This is a genomic window from Microbacterium paulum, from assembly GCF_015707995.1.
Lineage (GTDB): Bacteria > Actinomycetota > Actinomycetes > Actinomycetales > Microbacteriaceae > Microbacterium > Microbacterium paulum.
In genome coordinates this window covers 1-15,936 of sequence record NZ_JAAGRY010000036.1, presented here as the reverse complement: position 1 = coordinate 15,936, position 15,936 = coordinate 1, and the positions used below count along the sequence as shown (strand labels likewise).

General features: G+C 70.1%; 16 protein-coding genes. 13 read left to right on the top strand and 3 right to left on the bottom strand.

Translation table 11 applies throughout. The annotated features are described in order from the left end of the window. The first annotated feature begins 9 nt into the window (after positions 1–9). Genes G3N18_RS09680 through era form a run of 6 tightly spaced genes read left to right on the top strand, consistent with a single transcriptional unit; the run spans position 10 to position 4,979 of the window. Positions 10–750: a 16S rRNA (uracil(1498)-N(3))-methyltransferase gene (locus G3N18_RS09680; RefSeq protein WP_196384078.1), complete on the top strand. Its 741-nt coding sequence runs from the start codon at positions 10–12 to the stop codon at positions 748–750. A gap of 55 nt (positions 751–805) precedes the next feature. Beyond that, a complete protein-coding gene (locus tag G3N18_RS09675; protein WP_196384077.1) occupies positions 806–1,153 on the top strand; it encodes a histidine triad nucleotide-binding protein in 348 nt (115 codons plus the stop codon). Continuing rightward, a complete protein-coding gene (locus tag G3N18_RS09670; RefSeq protein ID WP_196384076.1) occupies positions 1,146–2,267 on the top strand; it encodes a PhoH family protein in 1,122 nt (373 codons plus the stop codon). The genes G3N18_RS09675 and G3N18_RS09670 overlap by 8 nt, the downstream gene beginning before the upstream one ends. Beyond that, positions 2,264–2,731 carry an rRNA maturation RNase YbeY gene (gene ybeY / locus G3N18_RS09665; RefSeq protein WP_196384075.1) on the top strand — a complete coding sequence of 156 codons (468 nt, stop codon included), beginning with the start codon at positions 2,264–2,266 and terminating at the stop codon, positions 2,729–2,731. The genes G3N18_RS09670 and ybeY overlap by 4 nt, the downstream gene beginning before the upstream one ends. After that, on the top strand, positions 2,728–4,071 hold the full coding sequence (locus G3N18_RS09660) for a hemolysin family protein (RefSeq protein WP_196384074.1): 1,344 nt from the start codon (positions 2,728–2,730) through the stop codon (positions 4,069–4,071). The genes ybeY and G3N18_RS09660 overlap by 4 nt, the downstream gene beginning before the upstream one ends. Continuing rightward, positions 4,068–4,979, top strand: a complete 912-nt coding sequence (gene era / locus G3N18_RS09655) for a GTPase Era (RefSeq protein ID WP_196384073.1) — start codon at positions 4,068–4,070, stop codon at positions 4,977–4,979. The genes G3N18_RS09660 and era overlap by 4 nt, the downstream gene beginning before the upstream one ends. 65 nt (positions 4,980–5,044) lie before the next feature. On the opposite strand, the gene G3N18_RS09650 is transcribed toward era, so the two are convergent. After that, positions 5,045–6,202: a carbohydrate-binding domain-containing protein gene (locus G3N18_RS09650; protein ID WP_196384072.1), complete on the bottom strand. Its 1,158-nt coding sequence runs from the start codon at positions 6,200–6,202 to the stop codon at positions 5,045–5,047. Positions 6,203–6,461: 259 nt separating this feature from the next. Here G3N18_RS09650 and leuA point away from each other — a divergent pair, with 259 nt between their 5' ends. Next, a complete protein-coding gene (gene leuA, locus G3N18_RS09645) occupies positions 6,462–8,222 on the top strand; it encodes a 2-isopropylmalate synthase (RefSeq protein ID WP_196384094.1) in 1,761 nt (586 codons plus the stop codon). A 132-nt stretch (positions 8,223–8,354) separates the two neighbouring features. On the opposite strand, the gene G3N18_RS09640 is transcribed toward leuA, so the two are convergent. Beyond that, positions 8,355–9,062 carry a TRIC cation channel family protein gene (locus G3N18_RS09640; RefSeq protein WP_196384071.1) on the bottom strand — a complete coding sequence of 236 codons (708 nt, stop codon included), beginning with the start codon at positions 9,060–9,062 and terminating at the stop codon, positions 8,355–8,357. Positions 9,063–9,153: 91 nt separating this feature from the next. Here G3N18_RS09640 and recO point away from each other — a divergent pair, with 91 nt between their 5' ends. From recO to G3N18_RS09625, 3 genes are all read left to right on the top strand, one after another. Beyond that, positions 9,154–9,891 carry a DNA repair protein RecO gene (recO, locus tag G3N18_RS09635; RefSeq protein WP_196384070.1) on the top strand — a complete coding sequence of 246 codons (738 nt, stop codon included), beginning with the start codon at positions 9,154–9,156 and terminating at the stop codon, positions 9,889–9,891. After that, positions 9,888–10,691 (top strand): isoprenyl transferase, encoded by an 804-nt coding sequence (locus G3N18_RS09630; protein WP_196384069.1) that lies wholly within the window; start codon positions 9,888–9,890, stop codon positions 10,689–10,691. Before recO ends, G3N18_RS09630 begins: the two co-directional genes overlap by 4 nt. Positions 10,692–10,775: 84 nt before the next feature. Beyond that, a complete protein-coding gene (locus G3N18_RS09625) occupies positions 10,776–11,438 on the top strand; it encodes a DsbA family protein (protein ID WP_196384068.1) in 663 nt (220 codons plus the stop codon). Here the strand turns inward: G3N18_RS09625 and G3N18_RS09620 are convergent, their stop codons facing one another. Beyond that, complete coding sequence (locus G3N18_RS09620; RefSeq protein ID WP_196384067.1) at positions 11,439–11,942, bottom strand: glutathione peroxidase; 504 nt, start codon at positions 11,940–11,942, stop codon at positions 11,439–11,441. It lies immediately after the preceding gene. Positions 11,943–12,004: 62 nt separating this feature from the next. Between G3N18_RS09620 and dusB the strand changes: the two genes are divergently transcribed. The 3 genes from dusB to dnaG all read left to right on the top strand — a co-directional run. Beyond that, on the top strand, positions 12,005–13,207 hold the full coding sequence (dusB, locus tag G3N18_RS09615; protein WP_420827089.1) for a tRNA dihydrouridine synthase DusB: 1,203 nt from the start codon (positions 12,005–12,007) through the stop codon (positions 13,205–13,207). Further along, positions 13,143–14,585 (top strand): deoxyguanosinetriphosphate triphosphohydrolase, encoded by a 1,443-nt coding sequence (locus G3N18_RS09610; protein ID WP_420827088.1) that lies wholly within the window; start codon positions 13,143–13,145, stop codon positions 14,583–14,585. The genes dusB and G3N18_RS09610 overlap by 65 nt, the downstream gene beginning before the upstream one ends. Beyond that, the coding region (gene dnaG / locus G3N18_RS09605) for a DNA primase (protein ID WP_196384065.1) at positions 14,585–15,936 on the top strand (1,352 nt) is incomplete at its 3' end. The genes G3N18_RS09610 and dnaG, both read left to right, overlap by 1 nt.

The window sequence follows — 15,936 nt, the reverse complement described above, 5'->3', positions numbered from 1 at the left end:
GCGGCCGCGGTGGCGCTGCACTTCCTCGTCGAAGACCTGGCTGCGGATGCCGGGGCGGGCGACGACGTCGAGATCACCGGCACCGAGGCGCACCATGCCGCCGTGGTGCGCCGCGTGCGCGTCGGCGAGACGGTGACCGTCGGCGACGGCGCGGGCGCGTGGCTCGAGGGCGAGGTGACGGATGCCGCGCCCAAACGCGTCGTCGTCCGGCTCACCGCCCGCACCGACACCCCGTCGCCGCGCCCCGCGATCGTGCTCGTGCAGGCGCTCGCCAAGGGCGACCGTGACGAGCTTGCGGTGCAGGCGGCGACCGAGCTCGGTGCGGACGAGATCGTGCCGTGGCAGGCCGCCCGGAGCGTCTCGCGCTGGGACGCGGCGAAGGCCGCGAAGGGCGTCGCCCGCTGGCAGCAGATCGTGCGCGAGGCGGCCAAGCAAGCGCACCGCGCGTGGGTGCCGCGCGTGACCGACCCGGTGACGTCGGCCGCTCTCGCGGTGCGGGCCGGCACGGATCGCGTGCTGGTGCTGGAGCCGACGGCATCCGCCCCGCTCTCGGGCATCGAGATCGCCGACGGCGACGATCGCGCTCTCGTGCTCGTCGTCGGCCCCGAGGGCGGCGTCGCTCCCGACGAGCTCGAGGCGCTGGCGGCGGCGGGTGCCGAGCTCGTGCGGCTCGGTGACACCGTGCTGCGCACCTCGACCGCCGGTCCCGCCGCGCTCGCGCTGCTGAACGCGCGTCTCGGGCGCTGGTGACCGGCTCCGCGGCACGCCCCGGCGCAGCGCGGGCAGGCCGCCATAGACTGGAGACATGAGCGAGTCGTCGATCTTCAGCCGCATCTACCGGGGTGAGATCCCGTCGGAGATCATCGCCGAAACCGAGAACGTGTTCGCGATCCGCGACATCGCACCCCAGGCGCCGGTGCACCTGCTCGTGATCCCGAAGACCGGCGAATACCGCGACGTCGTCGAGCTCGCGGCGGGCGATCCGGTGCTCCTCAGCGAGATGATCGGGCTCGCGAACGAACTCGCCGCCGAATACGCCGACGGCGACTTCCGTCTGATTTTCAACACCGGCGCGGGTGCCGGGCAGACGGTGTTCCACGTGCACGCGCACGTGCTGGCGGGCGGCCTTTCCGAAGGGAGCCTCGATGGCTGACGATTCGGGATCGGGCGCGCCGGGCGAGGTCGTCGAGCGCATCTACGCCGACGGCATCGCGATGGTGCAGCTGCTCGGCCCGCAAGACCGTTTGTTGCGCGTCGTCGAGCGCGAGCACCGCGACGTGCAGGTGCACGTGCGCGGCAACGAGATCACGCTGAGCGGTGAGGCGGATGCCGTGGCGCGCGCCCGCGCGCTCGTCGACGAGCTCATCGCGCTCTCGCGCAGCGGGCAGGGGCTCGACCCCGCCGATGTCGCGACGAGCGAGCGCATTCTGCGCGCCGAGACGGGCGACCGCCCCTCCGACGTGCTCGGCGGCGAGGCGATCCTGTCGTCGCGCGGCCGCGTCATCCGCCCGAAGACGCTCGGCCAGAAGGCGTACGTCGACGCGATCGACGAGAACACGATCACGTTCGGCATCGGCCCCGCGGGCACCGGCAAGACCTACCTCGCGATGGCCAAGGCCGTGCAGGCGCTGCAGCGCAAAGAAGTCAGCCGCATCATCCTCAGCCGCCCGGCGATCGAGGCGGGGGAGCGGCTCGGGTTCTTGCCCGGCACGCTCAACGACAAGATCGACCCGTACCTCAGGCCGCTCTACGACGCGCTCAACGAGATGATGGACCCCGAGATCGTGCCGAAGCTCATGGCCTCGGGCACCATCGAGGTCGCGCCCCTCGCCTACATGCGCGGCAGGACGCTGAACGACTCGTTCGTCGTGCTCGACGAGGCGCAGAACACCACGCCCGAGCAGATGAAGATGTTCCTCACCCGGCTCGGGTTCGGCACCCGCATGGTCGTCACCGGCGACATCACCCAGATCGACCTTCCCGCGGGGGCGTCGGGCCTGCGGCTCGTCACCCGCGTGCTGAAAGACATCGACGACATCGAATTCAGCTACCTCACGAGCGACGACGTCGTACGCCACACCCTCGTCGGGCGCATCGTCGACGCGTACACCGAATACGACGAGCAGCGGCTCGCCGACCGACGCGAGCGCGACGAGGCATCCGCGTTCGTGGCATCCAAAGATCCCGCCAATCGCGCCCAGCGCCGCGGCCAGCAGTCCCGGCCCGGCGGCCCCCGAGACCACCTTCCCAAGCGAGGCATGTCATGACCATCGAGATCACCAACGAGTCGGGCGTCGAGGTCGATGAGACGGTGCTGCTGCGGCTCACCGAGCACAACCTTGCCGAGCTGCACGTCAGCCCGGATGCCGACATCGCGATCCTCCTCGTCGACGAGGGCGCCATGGAGGCGCTGCACGTGCAGTGGATGGACGAGCCGGGCCCGACCGACGTGCTGAGCTTTCCGATGGACGAGCTGCGCCCCGGCACGCAGGAGGAGCCGACCCCGGCCGGTCTCCTAGGCGACATTGTGCTGTGCCCGCAGGTCGCGGAGACCCAGGCGCTGGCGGCGAAGCACTCGACGCTCGACGAGCTGATCCTGCTGACGACGCATGGCACGCTCCACCTCCTCGGCTTCGATCACGCCGAGCCCGCGGAGGAGCGCGAGATGTTCGGGCTGCAGCGCGAGCTGATCGCGTCCTTCCAGGCCACCGAACGCCGACGACGCGCATGACACCGATCCTGCTGCTGATCGCTGCGGGCCTGCTCGTCGCCCTCGGCGGACTCATGGCCGCTCTCGACGCCGCCCTGGGGGTCACCTCCCGCGCCGACCTGCACGACCTGGCCGCCTCGGGCCGGAACAGCGCCGCGCTCGGTCGCATCGCCGCCGATCCCGAGGCGCACGGCAACGCCGTCGTCTTCATCCGCATCCTCGCCGAGACGGCCGCCGCCGTGCTCGTCACCGCGGCGTTCACGATCATCTTCGACAACATCTGGTGGGCGCTGCTGGCCGCCGCGGTGCTCATGACCGCGGTCTCGTTCGTGCTCGTCGGCGCGAGCCCCCGCGCCGTCGGCCGCCAGCACGCGCGGGGCCTGCTGCGCGGCGGCGCGCCCATCGTGCGCGGCGCCCGCATCGTGCTCGGCCCCCTCGCGCACCTGCTGGTCGTGCTCGGCGACCGCGTGACGCCCGGCATCCACCGCGGCACCTCGTTCGCGAGCGAAGAGCAGCTGCTGTCGATGGTCGACGAGGCCGCCTCGCAAGACCTCATCGAAGAAGACGACCGCGAGCTCATCCACTCGGTGTTCGATTTCACCGACACGTTCGTGCGTGCCGTCATGGTGCCCCGCACCGACATGGTGACGATGGATGCCTCGGCCACCACCCAGCAGGCGATGCAGCTCTTCCTCGACAAGGGCGTCTCGCGCGTGCCGATCTCGGACGGCGACGACATCACCGGCGTCGTCTACCTGAAAGACCTCGTGCAGTTCGCCTTCCGCGACGAGTCGGCGTGGCGCGACGCGCCGGTCATGCAGATCGCACGGCCCGCCGTCTTCGTGCCCGAATCGATGAAGGCCGAGACGCTCCTGCAGCAGATGAAGCGGGATGCCGTGCACGTGTGCCTCGTCGTCGACGAGTACGGCGGCGTGTCGGGGCTCGTGACGCTCGAAGACCTCATCGAAGAGCTGGTCGGCGAGATCGCCGACGAGTACGACCCGCGCTCGAGCGAGATCGTCGACCTCGGCGACGGGCGCTACCGCGTGAGTGCGCGCCTCGGCCTCGACGAGGTGGGGGAGCTGTTCGGCGTCGAGCTCGACGACGACGACGTCGATTCGATCGGTGGCCTGCTCGGCAAGCTGCTCGAGCGTGTGCCGCTCCCCGGCGCCCGCGTGGAATACGGCGGACTCGTGCTCACCGGCGGCACCTCACGGGGGCGTGGCCGCGGTCTTGCCACCGTGTTCGTCGAGCGCAGCAGCGCCCTCGCGGCCGCCGATGCCGCTTTCGGCGGCACCCCCTCGCAGACCCGCGCCCCGCGCACCGGCGCCATCGCGGTGCAGAAAGGCGAAGACAGATGACCGACCACCGCTCCGGATTCGTGACCTTCGTGGGAAGGCCGAACGTCGGCAAGTCCACGCTCACCAACGCCCTCGTCGGCGAGAAGGTGGCGATCACCTCCGACAAGCCGCAGACCACGCGCCGTGCGATCCGTGGGATCGTGAACCGTCCCGCGGGGCAGCTCGTGATCGTCGACACCCCCGGCATCCACAAACCGCGCACCCTGCTCGGTCAGCGACTCAACGACCTCGTCGAGCAGGTGCTCGGCGACGTCGACGTGATCTGCTTTCTGGTGCCCGCCACCGAGAAGGTCGGCCCGGGTGACCGGCGCATCGCCGCATCGCTCGACGGGTACCCGCGGGCGAAGAAGGTCGCCGTCGTGACCAAGACCGATATCGCCTCGCGCGAGCAGATCACCGAGCGCCTCATGGAGGCCGACAGTCTGCGCGAAGACTGGGCCGCTGTCATCCCGCTCTCGGCGATCGCGCCCGTCTCGGTCGACGGGCACGGCCAGCTCGACGTGCTCGCCGATGAGCTGCTCGCGCTCATGCCCCAGGGCCCCGCGCTCTACGAAGCGGGCGTCGTCACCGACGAGTCGCTCGAAGACCGCATCGCCGAGATCATCCGCGAAGCAGCCCTCGACGGGGTGCGCGACGAGCTGCCGCACTCGATCGCCGTGACGATCGACGACATCTCCGAGCGCGACACCGGGTCGATGACCGACATCTACGCCAGCGTCGTCGTCGAACGTGACAGCCAGAAGGCGATCATCATCGGTCACAAGGGCTCACGGCTCGCGTCGGTCGGGGCTCGGGCGCGCGCGCAGATCGAGCCTCTCGTCGGCACGAAGGTGTTCCTCAAGCTCCACGTCCGCGTGGCCAAGGAGTGGCAGCGCGACCCGAAGCAGCTCGGCCGACTCGGGTTCTAACGCGCAGACCGGCGGGAGCATCCTTCTGAGGATGCTCCCGCCGGTCTTTCCGCGAGGGGGCTGGGTCAGGGGCGACCGCCGCCGCCTCCGCCGCCCATCATCTGGTTGGTGAGGGCGGTGACGCTCTCGCCGTTGACGGTGATCGTGCCGCCGGTCAGCGTGCCGGTGCCGTCGTAGTCGAACGGCGACTGGGCGGTGATGTTGAGCGTTCCACCCGTGATCGTGAGATCACCGTTGCTGTCGATCGCGTCGGTGTCGCCCGAGCCCATCGTGATCGAGATGTCGCCTCCGTTGATCGTGATGCTCAGGCCCGAGGTGACGATCGCCGAGGCCGAGGCGTTGATGCCGTCGTCCGAGGCATTCAGGGTGATCGTGCCGCCGTCGATCACGATGACGGGCGCTTCGATCCCCTCGACGGAGGTCTGGATGTCGATCGTGCCCCCCGTGATCGAGAGGGACTGCTCGGCCTTGATCGCGTCGTCACCGGCGCGGATCGTCAGCTGGCCGCCGGTGATCGTGAGCACGCCCTTGCCCGCATCGGTGTCGTTGCTCGATTTCAGTGCGTCTTGCGCGGCGTCGATGGTGATCGTGCCGCCGGTGATCGTCAGCGAGTCCTTGCCGCGGATGCCGTCGTCGACGCTCGTCACGGCGATCGTGCCGCCGAGGATCGACAGGTCGTCTTTGCCGACGATCGCGTCGGCGAAGTTCGAGGTCACCGAGAGCGAACCGGAACCCGTGATGTAGAGGTCGTCCGACGAGTAGATGGCGCCGTCGATCGATTCGTCGCTGCGCGTGGCGGCATCGCTCACAGTGTTCGTCGAGCCCTCCGCCAATTCGATCACGGTGAGTTCCGCGCCATCGACCTGGATGGCCGCGCCGGCCGAGCTCGCGATCGTCACGCCGTTCAGCACGAGGCGCACCGCTCCGTCGGAGTTGACGACCACCTGGCCCGTCGTCGATCCCGACAGCACGTAGGTGCCCGCCGCGGTGATGGTCGTTCCCGCATCGGTCAGCGTCACCTCGGTGGTGGGGAGCGTGCTCCAGTCGACGTCGACCCCTTCGACGGTCGAACTCACCGTCGAGGTCGTCTCGACGGTCGCGGCGGTCGAGGCCACCGCGGTCGGCGTCGAGGTGCTGGCCGCCTCGAGGGTCGTCGCCCCGCATCCCGCGAGCAGCAGGGTCGCGGTGATCACTCCCGCAGCGATCTTGGTACGTCGTCTCATCATCGTCTCCTGTGGTCTCGTGAGTGTTCCGTGAACACAGTCCAACGCTCCGTCATATGTCTCGCCTATGAGCGATCTATGATGAAGTGATCTGTTCGTGACGACGGCGCAGCGGGTGTAACCTGTCCCCATGCGCTTCGGCCAGCTTCTCCTTAGCTGCCGCGACGAGGCCTCGATCTAGGGCCTTCCTCGTCGCGGAGCTTGTCGTTGGTGCGACGACCACTGGCCCGCCAGACCCGACGAGACAGAAGCGACCATGATGGACAACACCCAGAAGCCCTCCGGCATGCCGGTACACAAGTACCGCCCGTACCACGAGCAGATCCGCGTGGACCTGCCCGACCGCACGTGGCCCGACGCCCGCATCACGAAGGCGCCGCGCTGGTGCGCGGTCGACCTGCGCGACGGCAACCAGGCCCTCATCGACCCGATGAGCCCCGAGCGCAAGCGCATCATGTTCGACCTGCTGGTGAGCATGGGCTACAAGGAGATCGAGGTGGGCTTCCCCTCGGCATCCCAGACCGATTTCGACTTCGTGCGTCAGCTGATCGACGACGGGGCGATCCCCGACGACGTGACGATCCAGGTACTGACGCAGGCGCGCGAGCACCTCATCGAGCGCACGTACGAGGCGATCGCCGGGGCGCGACAGGCCATCGTGCACCTGTACAACTCGACGAGCGTGCTGCAGCGCGAGGTCGTCTTCCGCAGCGACAAGCAGGGCATCGTCGACATCGCCCTGAACGGCGCGCGCCTGTGCCGTGAGTTCGAGAAGCGCATTCCGCAGACGCGGGTCTTCTACGAATACTCGCCCGAGTCGTACACCGGCACCGAGCTCGAGTTCGCCCTCGACGTCTGCAACCAGGTGATCGAGGTCTTCGAGCCGACCCCCGAGCGCAAGGTCATCATCAACCTGCCCTCGACGGTCGAGATGGCGACGCCCAACGTCTACGCCGACTCGATCGAGTGGATGAGCCGCCGCCTCGCGCACCGCGAGAACATCATCCTGTCGCTGCACCCGCACAACGACCGCGGCACCGCGATCGCCGCCGCAGAGCTCGGCTACATGGCCGGCGCCGACCGCATCGAAGGATGCCTGTTCGGCAACGGCGAGCGCACCGGCAACGTCGACCTGGTCGCGCTCGGTGTGAACCTGCTGACCCAGGGTGTCGACCCCGAGATCGACTTCGGCGACATCGACCAGGTCAAGCGCACCGCCGAATACTGCAACCAGCTGCGCGTGCACGAGCGGAGCCCCTGGGCGGGCGACCTCGTCTTCACGGCGTTCAGCGGGTCGCATCAAGACGCCATCAAGAAGGGGTTCGAGGCGATGGATGCCCGGGCCGAGGCATCCGGCGTCACGGTCGACGAGATCGAGTGGGCAGTGCCCTACCTGCCCATCGACCCGAAGGACCTCGGCCGTTCGTACGAGGCGGTCATCCGGGTCAACTCGCAGTCGGGCAAGGGCGGCGTCGCCTACCTGCTGAAGACCGACCACGCCCTCGACCTGCCGCGCAAGCTCCAGATCGAGTTCTCGGGAGTCGTGCAGGCGAAGACGGATGCCGAGGGTGGCGAGGTCTCGAGCGAGCAGATCTGGGCCGCGTTCAGCGACGAGTACCTGCCCGCAGCCGACGCGGCCGAGAAGTGGGGCCGGTTCGAGCTGCTCTCGACCCGCACGCAGAGCGACATGTCGGGTGAGGTGACGCTCGACGTCACGCTGCGCGACGGCGAGGGCGAGGTCGCGACCCGCGGCGTCGGCAACGGGCCCGTGTCGGCGTTCCTCGAGGTCGTGCGCGAGCAGGGCTTCGAGATCACGCTGTACAACTACGTCGAGCACACGCTCTCGGCGGGCGGCGACGCGCAGGCGGCGGCCTACGTCGACCTGCAGGTGGATGGCGAACGCCTCTGGGGCGTCGGGATCGACGGCGACATCTCCACCGCGTCGCTGAAGGCGATCGTGTCGGGCGTGAACCGCGCGATCCGCACCCGCTCCGCCGCGGGCGCCCTCGCCGCCGTCTGACCGCCCGCCCGCACGGTCACCCCGTCACCCCGTGCGCCCAGCGCGCCTCTGCGCCGAGACACCTTCTGTGCGCCGAGACACCGCGGATGAACCGGTGTCTCGGCGCACAACCGGTGTCTCGCCGGGGGCGGGTCAGTCGGCGGCGGGGCGGATGACCGGGATCGAGGTCGTCTCGAGGGCGACCTTGCGGCGGTGCAGGGCCCGCTGCTCGGGCAGCGAGATGTCGAAGATCACCGCGAGCAGGCGGATGACCGTCGTCACGATCACCCCGGCGACGGCCGCCGCAGCCACCGGCGCGCCGAGCGTGACGGCGCCGGCGAGGACGGCGCAGCCGGCGCCCGCAGCGACCGCGTAGAGCGATCCCACGTGCATCACGGCGACCGGCAGTCCCATGATGACGTCGCGCAGGATGCCTCCGCCGACGGCGGCGCAGACGCCCACGAACACCGCCGGTACGACCGGCAGGCCGAGGACGAGCGCTTTCGAGGTGCCGAACGCGCCGAAGAGGCCGATCACCACGGCATCCAGGGCGACGATGACACCGTTCAACCGCTGGAAGACGTTCGCGAGCAGCATGCCGACGAACGCCGCGCCCGTCGCGGTGAGCAGGTACCAGTTGCTCTGCAGCGTCGTCGGGGTGACGTTCAGCAGCAGGTCGCGGATGAGGCCGCCGCCCATGCCCATGAGGATGCCGATGATCGCGACGCCGAGCAGGTCGAGGCGGCGCCCGCCGGTGCCGTCGTCGGAGAACCCCGACGCGAACAGCGCCCCCTGAACGCCGCCGAGACCGACGGCGAGGAGGTCGGCCCAGAGCGGGATCACGAAGACGGGTTCGTTCACCCCTCCATTCTCGCCCCTCTCGCCGTGCCGTCCGGTGCATCGGGGCCGCGCCGCTGCGGCCCGTGTCGGTGCCCACAGGGATAATGGAGGGATGCCGACATACCGCGACGAAGTCGTGGTCTTGCGCACCCACAAGCTGGGTGAGGCAGACCGCATCGTCACGATGCTGAGCCGTCGGCACGGCAAGGTGCGCGCCGTCGCGAAAGGTGTGCGTCGCACGTCGTCGCGGTTCGGGGCGCGCCTCGAACCCTTCATGGTCGCCGATGTGCAGCTCTACCAGGGCAGAACCCTCGACATCGTGCAGCAGGCCGAGTCGCTGGGGTCGTACGGGGCACCGATCGCGGCCGACTACGACAGCTACACCGCCGCGCACGCGATGGTCGAGACGGCCGATCGGTTGAACGAGGCCGAGGCGACGCCGCAGCAGTATCTGCTGCTCGTCGGGGGGCTCCGCACGCTCTCGCTCGGCGGCCACGCCCCCCGCTCGGTGCTCGATTCGTATCTGCTGCGCGCGATGGCGCTCTCGGGCTGGGCGCCCGCGCTCGACGCCTGTGCGCGGTGCGGGGCCGAGGGGCCGCACGACTGGTTCGTCGCGCAACTGGGCGGCAGCGTCTGCGGCGACTGCGCGCCGGCCGGTTCGGCGCGGGTGCGTCCCGAGACGCGGCAGCTGCTCAGCGCGCTGATCGCGGGGGAGTGGAGCGTCGTGGATGCCGCGACGAGCGCCGCCACGGCGGCCGCGTCGGGCCTCGTGGCCGCGTACACCCAGTACCACCTCGAGCGTGGCATCCGCTCCCTCTCCCACCTCTCGCATCTGGAGACCCGTCGGTGACCCCCAAGCCCTACACCCACCGCGACGCGGTGCCCTACCGGCCGCTCGACTGGACCGGCGTGTACCCGCCCGCGTTCCCGAAAGGCGGCGTGCCCGGTCACGTCGCGATCGTCATGGACGGCAACGGCCGCTGGGCGAACCGGCGGGGGCTGACCCGCATCGAGGGGCACCGGGCGGGCGAAGAGGTGCTGCTCGACGTCGTGGCGGGTGCGATCCAGGCGGGCGTGAAGCACTTGAGCGTCTACGCCTTCTCGACCGAGAACTGGGCGCGCTCTCCCGACGAGGTGCGCTTTCTGATGGGTTACAACCGCGACGTGCTGCACCGCCGCCGCGACCAGCTCAACGAGTGGGGCGTACGTATCCGCTGGGCGGGGCGCAAGCCGCGCCTGTGGGGCTCGGTCATCAAAGAGCTGCAGTACGCCGAGCAGCTCACGCGCGGCAACGACACCCTGACGCTCACGATGTGCATCAACTACGGCGGGCGCCACGAGATCATCGACGCGATGCGGGCGATGGGTGACGAGATCGCGGCGGGAAGGCTGAAACCCTCGGCGATCACCGAGAAGACGCTCCGCCGGCACCTGTACGTGCCCGACATGCCCGATGTCGATCTGTTTCTGCGATCGAGCGGCGAGCAGCGCACGTCGAACTTTCTGCTGTGGGAGTCGGCGTACGCCGAGATGGTGTTCCTCAACACCCTCTGGCCCGACTTCTCGCGCACCGACCTGTGGCACGCGATCCAGCTCTACCTCGACCGCGACCGCAGGTTCGGCGGCGCGGTCGACGCCCCCACGACGTAACCGGCGCTGCGCGGCACGAACGCGGCGCGAGAAAATCATGCCGAGTCGGGAATACGCGCGGGGCGCCGTGCGGTTACGACCTGTGTGACGGATGCCATCAAAATCGACGTGTGGAGTGACATCGCCTGCCCCTGGTGCTACATCGGCAAGCGCAATCTCGAGAAGGGGCTCGCCGAGACGGCGACGGACGCCGACGCGCCCGCCGTCGAGGTGACGTACCACTCGTTCGAACTCTCGCCCGATACCCCGGTCGACTTCGAAGGTGACGAGCTCGACTTCCTCGCCGGCCACAAGGGCATGCCGCGCGAGCGGGTGAGCGAGATGCTCGAGAACGTCACCGGTGTCGCCGCGAACGCGGGCCTCGAGTACCGCTTCGACCTCTTACAGCACACGAACACGGTGAAGGCCCACGAGCTGCTGCACTTCGCCAAGGCGCAGGGCGCACAGCTGCCGATGGCGGAGCGGCTCATGGCCGCGTACTTCACCGAGGGACGCCACGTCGGGCGGGTCGACGACCTCGTCGACCTCGCCGCCGAGGCGGGGCTCGACGCCGACGCCGCGCGCGAGGCGCTCGAATCCGGGCGGCACCTCGCTGACGTCCGCGCCGACCAGGCGCAGGCGCAGGCCTATGGCATCCAGGGTGTGCCGTTCTTCGTCATCGACGGCAAGTACGGCGTCAGCGGTGCGCAGCCGCCCGAGGCGTTCGCCCAGATCGCCCGTCAGGTGTGGGGCGAGAAGCAGGCCTGATCAGGCGGGAAGACCCGCCTCGATCGCGGCGACGACCTCGGGGGCGTCGGGCTTCGTCTGCGGGCGGAACCGGTGCACGGCGCCGTCTGCGGTCACGAGGAACTTCTCGAAGTTCCACATGACCGGGCCCTTCGCGCCTTCGGCGTTGCGGGTCTTCTTGAGCGCCTTGTAGAGGGGCGCGGCGTGCGAACCGTTCACCTTCACCTTGTCGGCGATCGGGAACGTGACCCCGTAGGTCACCGAGCAGTACTCGAGGATCTCGTCCATCGAGCCGGGCTCCTGCCCCATGAACTGGTTGCACGGAAAGCCGATCACCTGCAGGCCGCGGTCGCCGTACGTCTTCTGCAGCTGTTCGAGCTGCTCGTACTGCGGGGTGAGGCCGCACTTCGAGGCGACGTTGACGATCAGCAGCGCCTTTTCGCCGAACTCGGCGAGGGTGTGCTCGGCGCCGTCGGCGCCCTGGTAGGGGATGTCGCGGATGTCCGCGGTGAGAGTGTCGGCCATGTTCTCCACGATAGGCCCGCGGGCGGCGCCGCGGTGCGGCGGATTCTGGGAGAATGGAGAGGATGTCCACGCTCACCACCGCCCCCGCCGTCACGGATCGCACGTCGCTCGCGACCGGCGACGCGGCGACGCCGGCGGCGCTGCGGATCGGGCCCCTCGTGCTCGATGCGCCGGTCGTGCTCGCGCCGATGGCGGGCATCACCAACACGGCGTTCCGACGCCTGTGCCGCGAGTACGGTGCGGGCCTGTACGTCAGCGAGATGATCACGACGCGCGCGCTCGTCGAGCGCAACGCCACCACGATGCGGCTCATCACGCACCACGAGTCCGAGACCCCCCGGTCGATCCAGCTCTACGGCGTCGACCCGGCGACGACCGAGGCGGCCGTGCGGCTGCTCGTCGACGAAGACCGTGCCGACCACATCGACCTGAACTTCGGCTGCCCCGTGCCCAAGGTCACCCGCAAGGGCGGGGGAGCGGCGCTGCCGTGGAAGACCGAGCTGTTCCGCGAGATCGTCACGCGCGCGGCGCGCGCGGCGGGCGACGTCCCGCTCACGGTGAAGATGCGCAAAGGCATCGACGCCGACCATCTGACCTTCCTCGACGCGGTCCGCATCGCCGAAGACGCCGGCGTCGCCGCGGTCGCGCTGCACGCGCGCACCGCCTCGGAGTTCTACTCCGGGACCGCCGACTGGGACGCGATCGCCCAGCTGAAGCAGGTGGTGACGAGCATCCCCGTGCTCGGCAACGGCGACATCTGGTCGGGTGCCGACGCCGTCCGCATGATGGCCGAGACCGGCTGCGACGGCGTCGTGGTCGGCCGCGGCTGCCTCGGCCGGCCGTGGCTGTTCGGCGATCTCGCCGCCGCGTTCGGTGCCCCCGGCATCCGTCCCGACGCGACCCTCGGGTTCGTGGCGGGTGCGTTCCGCCGTCACGCCGAGCTGCTGGTCGAGTTCTTCGACGATGAGGGGCGTGGATGCCGCGACATCCGCAAGCACGTCGCGTGGTACTTCAAGGGCTATCCGGTGGGCGGCGACACGCGCGCCGCGCTCGCGACCGCTTCGACCCTCGCTGAGATCGACGACCTGCTCGCCACCCTCGACCACGATGCGCCCTACCCGGGCGCGGCGGCCGAGGGCCAGCGCGGCCGGGCCGGCACACCGAAGCGCCCCGCCTTGCCCGACCGCTGGCTCGAGACCCGTGAGATGGACCGCGACGACGCCCGCACCCTCGCCGAAGCCGAACTGGACACCAGTGGCGGGTGAGGGCGGGGGCCTCGGCGCGCTGCCCGGCCGCCCCGCCGGCTACGACGAGCACGACGCCGCGCGCCTGCTGCCCGAAACCCACCGCTCGCGCCGCGACAGCTTCGCCCGCGATCGCGCTCGCGTGCTGCACTCGGCGGCGCTGCGCCGTCTCGCGTCGAAGACACAGGTGCTGAGCCCCGCGAGCCCGGCCGATTTCGCGCGCAACCGGCTCACCCACTCGCTCGAGGTGGCGCAGGTCGGCCGTGAGCTGGCCATCGCGCTCGAGCTCTCGCCCGACGTCGTCGACACGGCGTGCCTCAGCCACGACATCGGCCACCCGCCGTTCGGTCACAACGGCGAGCGTGCGCTCAACGAGTGGGCCGCCGACATCGGCGGGTTCGAGGGGAACGCGCAGACCCTGCGCATCCTGTCGCGCCTCGAACCGAAGGTGCTGGCCCCCGACGGGCAGAGCGTGGGCCTGAACCTCACCCGCGCGAGCCTCGACGCGACGTGCAAGTACCCGTGGACCGTCGAGCACTCGGTGCCCGATCCGGGCGGGCGCGACAAGTTCGGCGTCTACCCCGAAGACGAGCACGTCTTCCGGTGGATGCGCGAGGGCGCGCCGGGGCGCCTCCGCTGCATCGAAGCCGAGGTGATGGACCTCTCCGACGACATCGCCTATTCGGTGCACGACTTCGAAGACGCCGTGCTGAACGGCTACCTCGACCCGGCCCGGCTCTCCGACGGGCGTGAGCGCGAGGCGCTGCTCACCGCGATCCAGACCTGGGTGGGCTACGGGTTCAGCCGCGACGAGCTGGCCGACGCGCTCTATCGCCTCACCCAGCTGCCGGAGTGGCTGACCTCGTTCACGGGCGACCGCGCCTCGGTCGCGGGGCTGAAGAACCTCACCTCCGACCTCATCGGGCGCTTCGCGCGGGCGGCGACGACGGCGACGCGCGAGCATTACTCCGCGCCGGTGCTCACCCGTTATCGGGGACGCGTGGTGGTGCCGCGCGTCGTCGAGGCCGAGATGGCGGTGCTGAAGGGCATCATCGGCGCGTTCGTCGTCTCGATCGACGGGCGCAAGGGCCTCTACAAAGAGCAGCGCCGCGTGCTCAAACGTCTCGCGACGGCCCTCGCCGAGCGCCCCGAGCACCTCGACCGGCTGCACGGCGAAGACTTCCGCGCGGCGCAGACCGACGCCGCGCGCCGGCGCGCGATCGTCGACCAGGTCGCAAGCCTCACCGATCGGTTCGCGATCGAATGGCACGCGCGGCTGGTCGGCCCCGTCGACCTGCGCGAGCTGGGCCTCTGGTCGAGCGCCCGTCGTGATGTCGCCCCTGCCGGCTACGCGCTGCCCGAGCCGATCGACGGGCTCTGGCCGGTCGAGGGTCTCTGATGGCGCGCATCGCGCAGGCCGACGTCGACGAGGTCAAAGCGCGCACCAACATCGCCGATATCGTCGGCGAGCGGGTGGCGCTGAAGTCGGCGGGTGTCGGGTCGCTGAAGGGCCTTTGCCCCTTCCACGACGAGCGCAGCCCCAGCTTCCACGTGCGGCCGCAGGTCGGGTACTACCACTGCTTCGGCTGCGGCGAATCGGGCGACGTGTATTCGTTCCTGCGCGCGATGGACCTCCTCTCCTTCACCGAGTCGGTCGAGCGTCTCGCGGCACGCATCGGCTACACCCTGCACTACGAAGACGGGGGAGCGGCCCCCGAGACGAGCGGTCGCACGCGGCTCTACCAGGCGAACACGGCCGCGGCGGAGTGGTTCCGCGGCCAGCTGGCGACCCCCGAGGCGGAGATCGGGCGCCGGTTCCTCGGCGAGCGGGGCTTCGACGCGGGTGCGGCGGCGCACTTCGGGGTCGGCTATGCGCCGAAGGGGTGGAACGGCGTGCGCGACGCGCTGAAGAGCCAGGGCTTCACCGATGAGGAACTCCTCGCTGCGGGTCTGCTGTCGCAGGGCCAGCGCGGGGTCTACGACCGGTTCCGAGGCCGCGTCGTGTGGCCGATCCGCGACGTCACGGGGCAGACCATCGGGTTCGGTGCGCGGCGCCTGCACGACGACGATCAGGGCCCGAAATACCTCAACACCCCCGAGACGGCGATCTACAAAAAGGCGCAGGTGCTCTACGGCCTCGACCTCGCCAAGAAGGACATCTCGCGTTCGCACCGGGTCGTCGTCGTCGAGGGGTACACCGACGTCATGGCGTGTCATCTCGCGGGCGTGACGAGCGCGATCGCGACGTGCGGCACCGCGTTCGGCTCCGACCACATGCGGGCCGTGGGGCGGATCGTCGGAACGGATGCCGCGGGCGAGGTCGTCTTCACCTTCGACCCCGACGCCGCCGGGCAGAAGGCCGCCGTGCGTGCCTTCGCGGAAGCCCGCACGTCGGGTCTGCAGAGCTACGTCGCCGTCGGACCGGAGGGGCTCGACCCCTGCGACCTGCGGCTCAACCGCGGCGACGGCGCGGTGCGCTCGATGATCGAGACGAAGTCGCCGCTGTTCGAGTTCGTCATCGACCAGCGGATCGCCGGGCACGACCTCGCGTCGGTCGAGGGTCGGGTCGCGGCGCTGACCGCGGCGGCGCCGATCGTCGCCGAGATCAAGGACACCGGCATCCGCGGCCGGTACGAGCACGTGCTCGCCCGGCGCCTCGGCGAAGACCTCCGCGAGGTGCACCGAGAGGTGCAGCGCGCCGCGGCGCGCGCGAGCCGGACCGACGCGGGAGCCGCGGCCGGGGGAGCCGC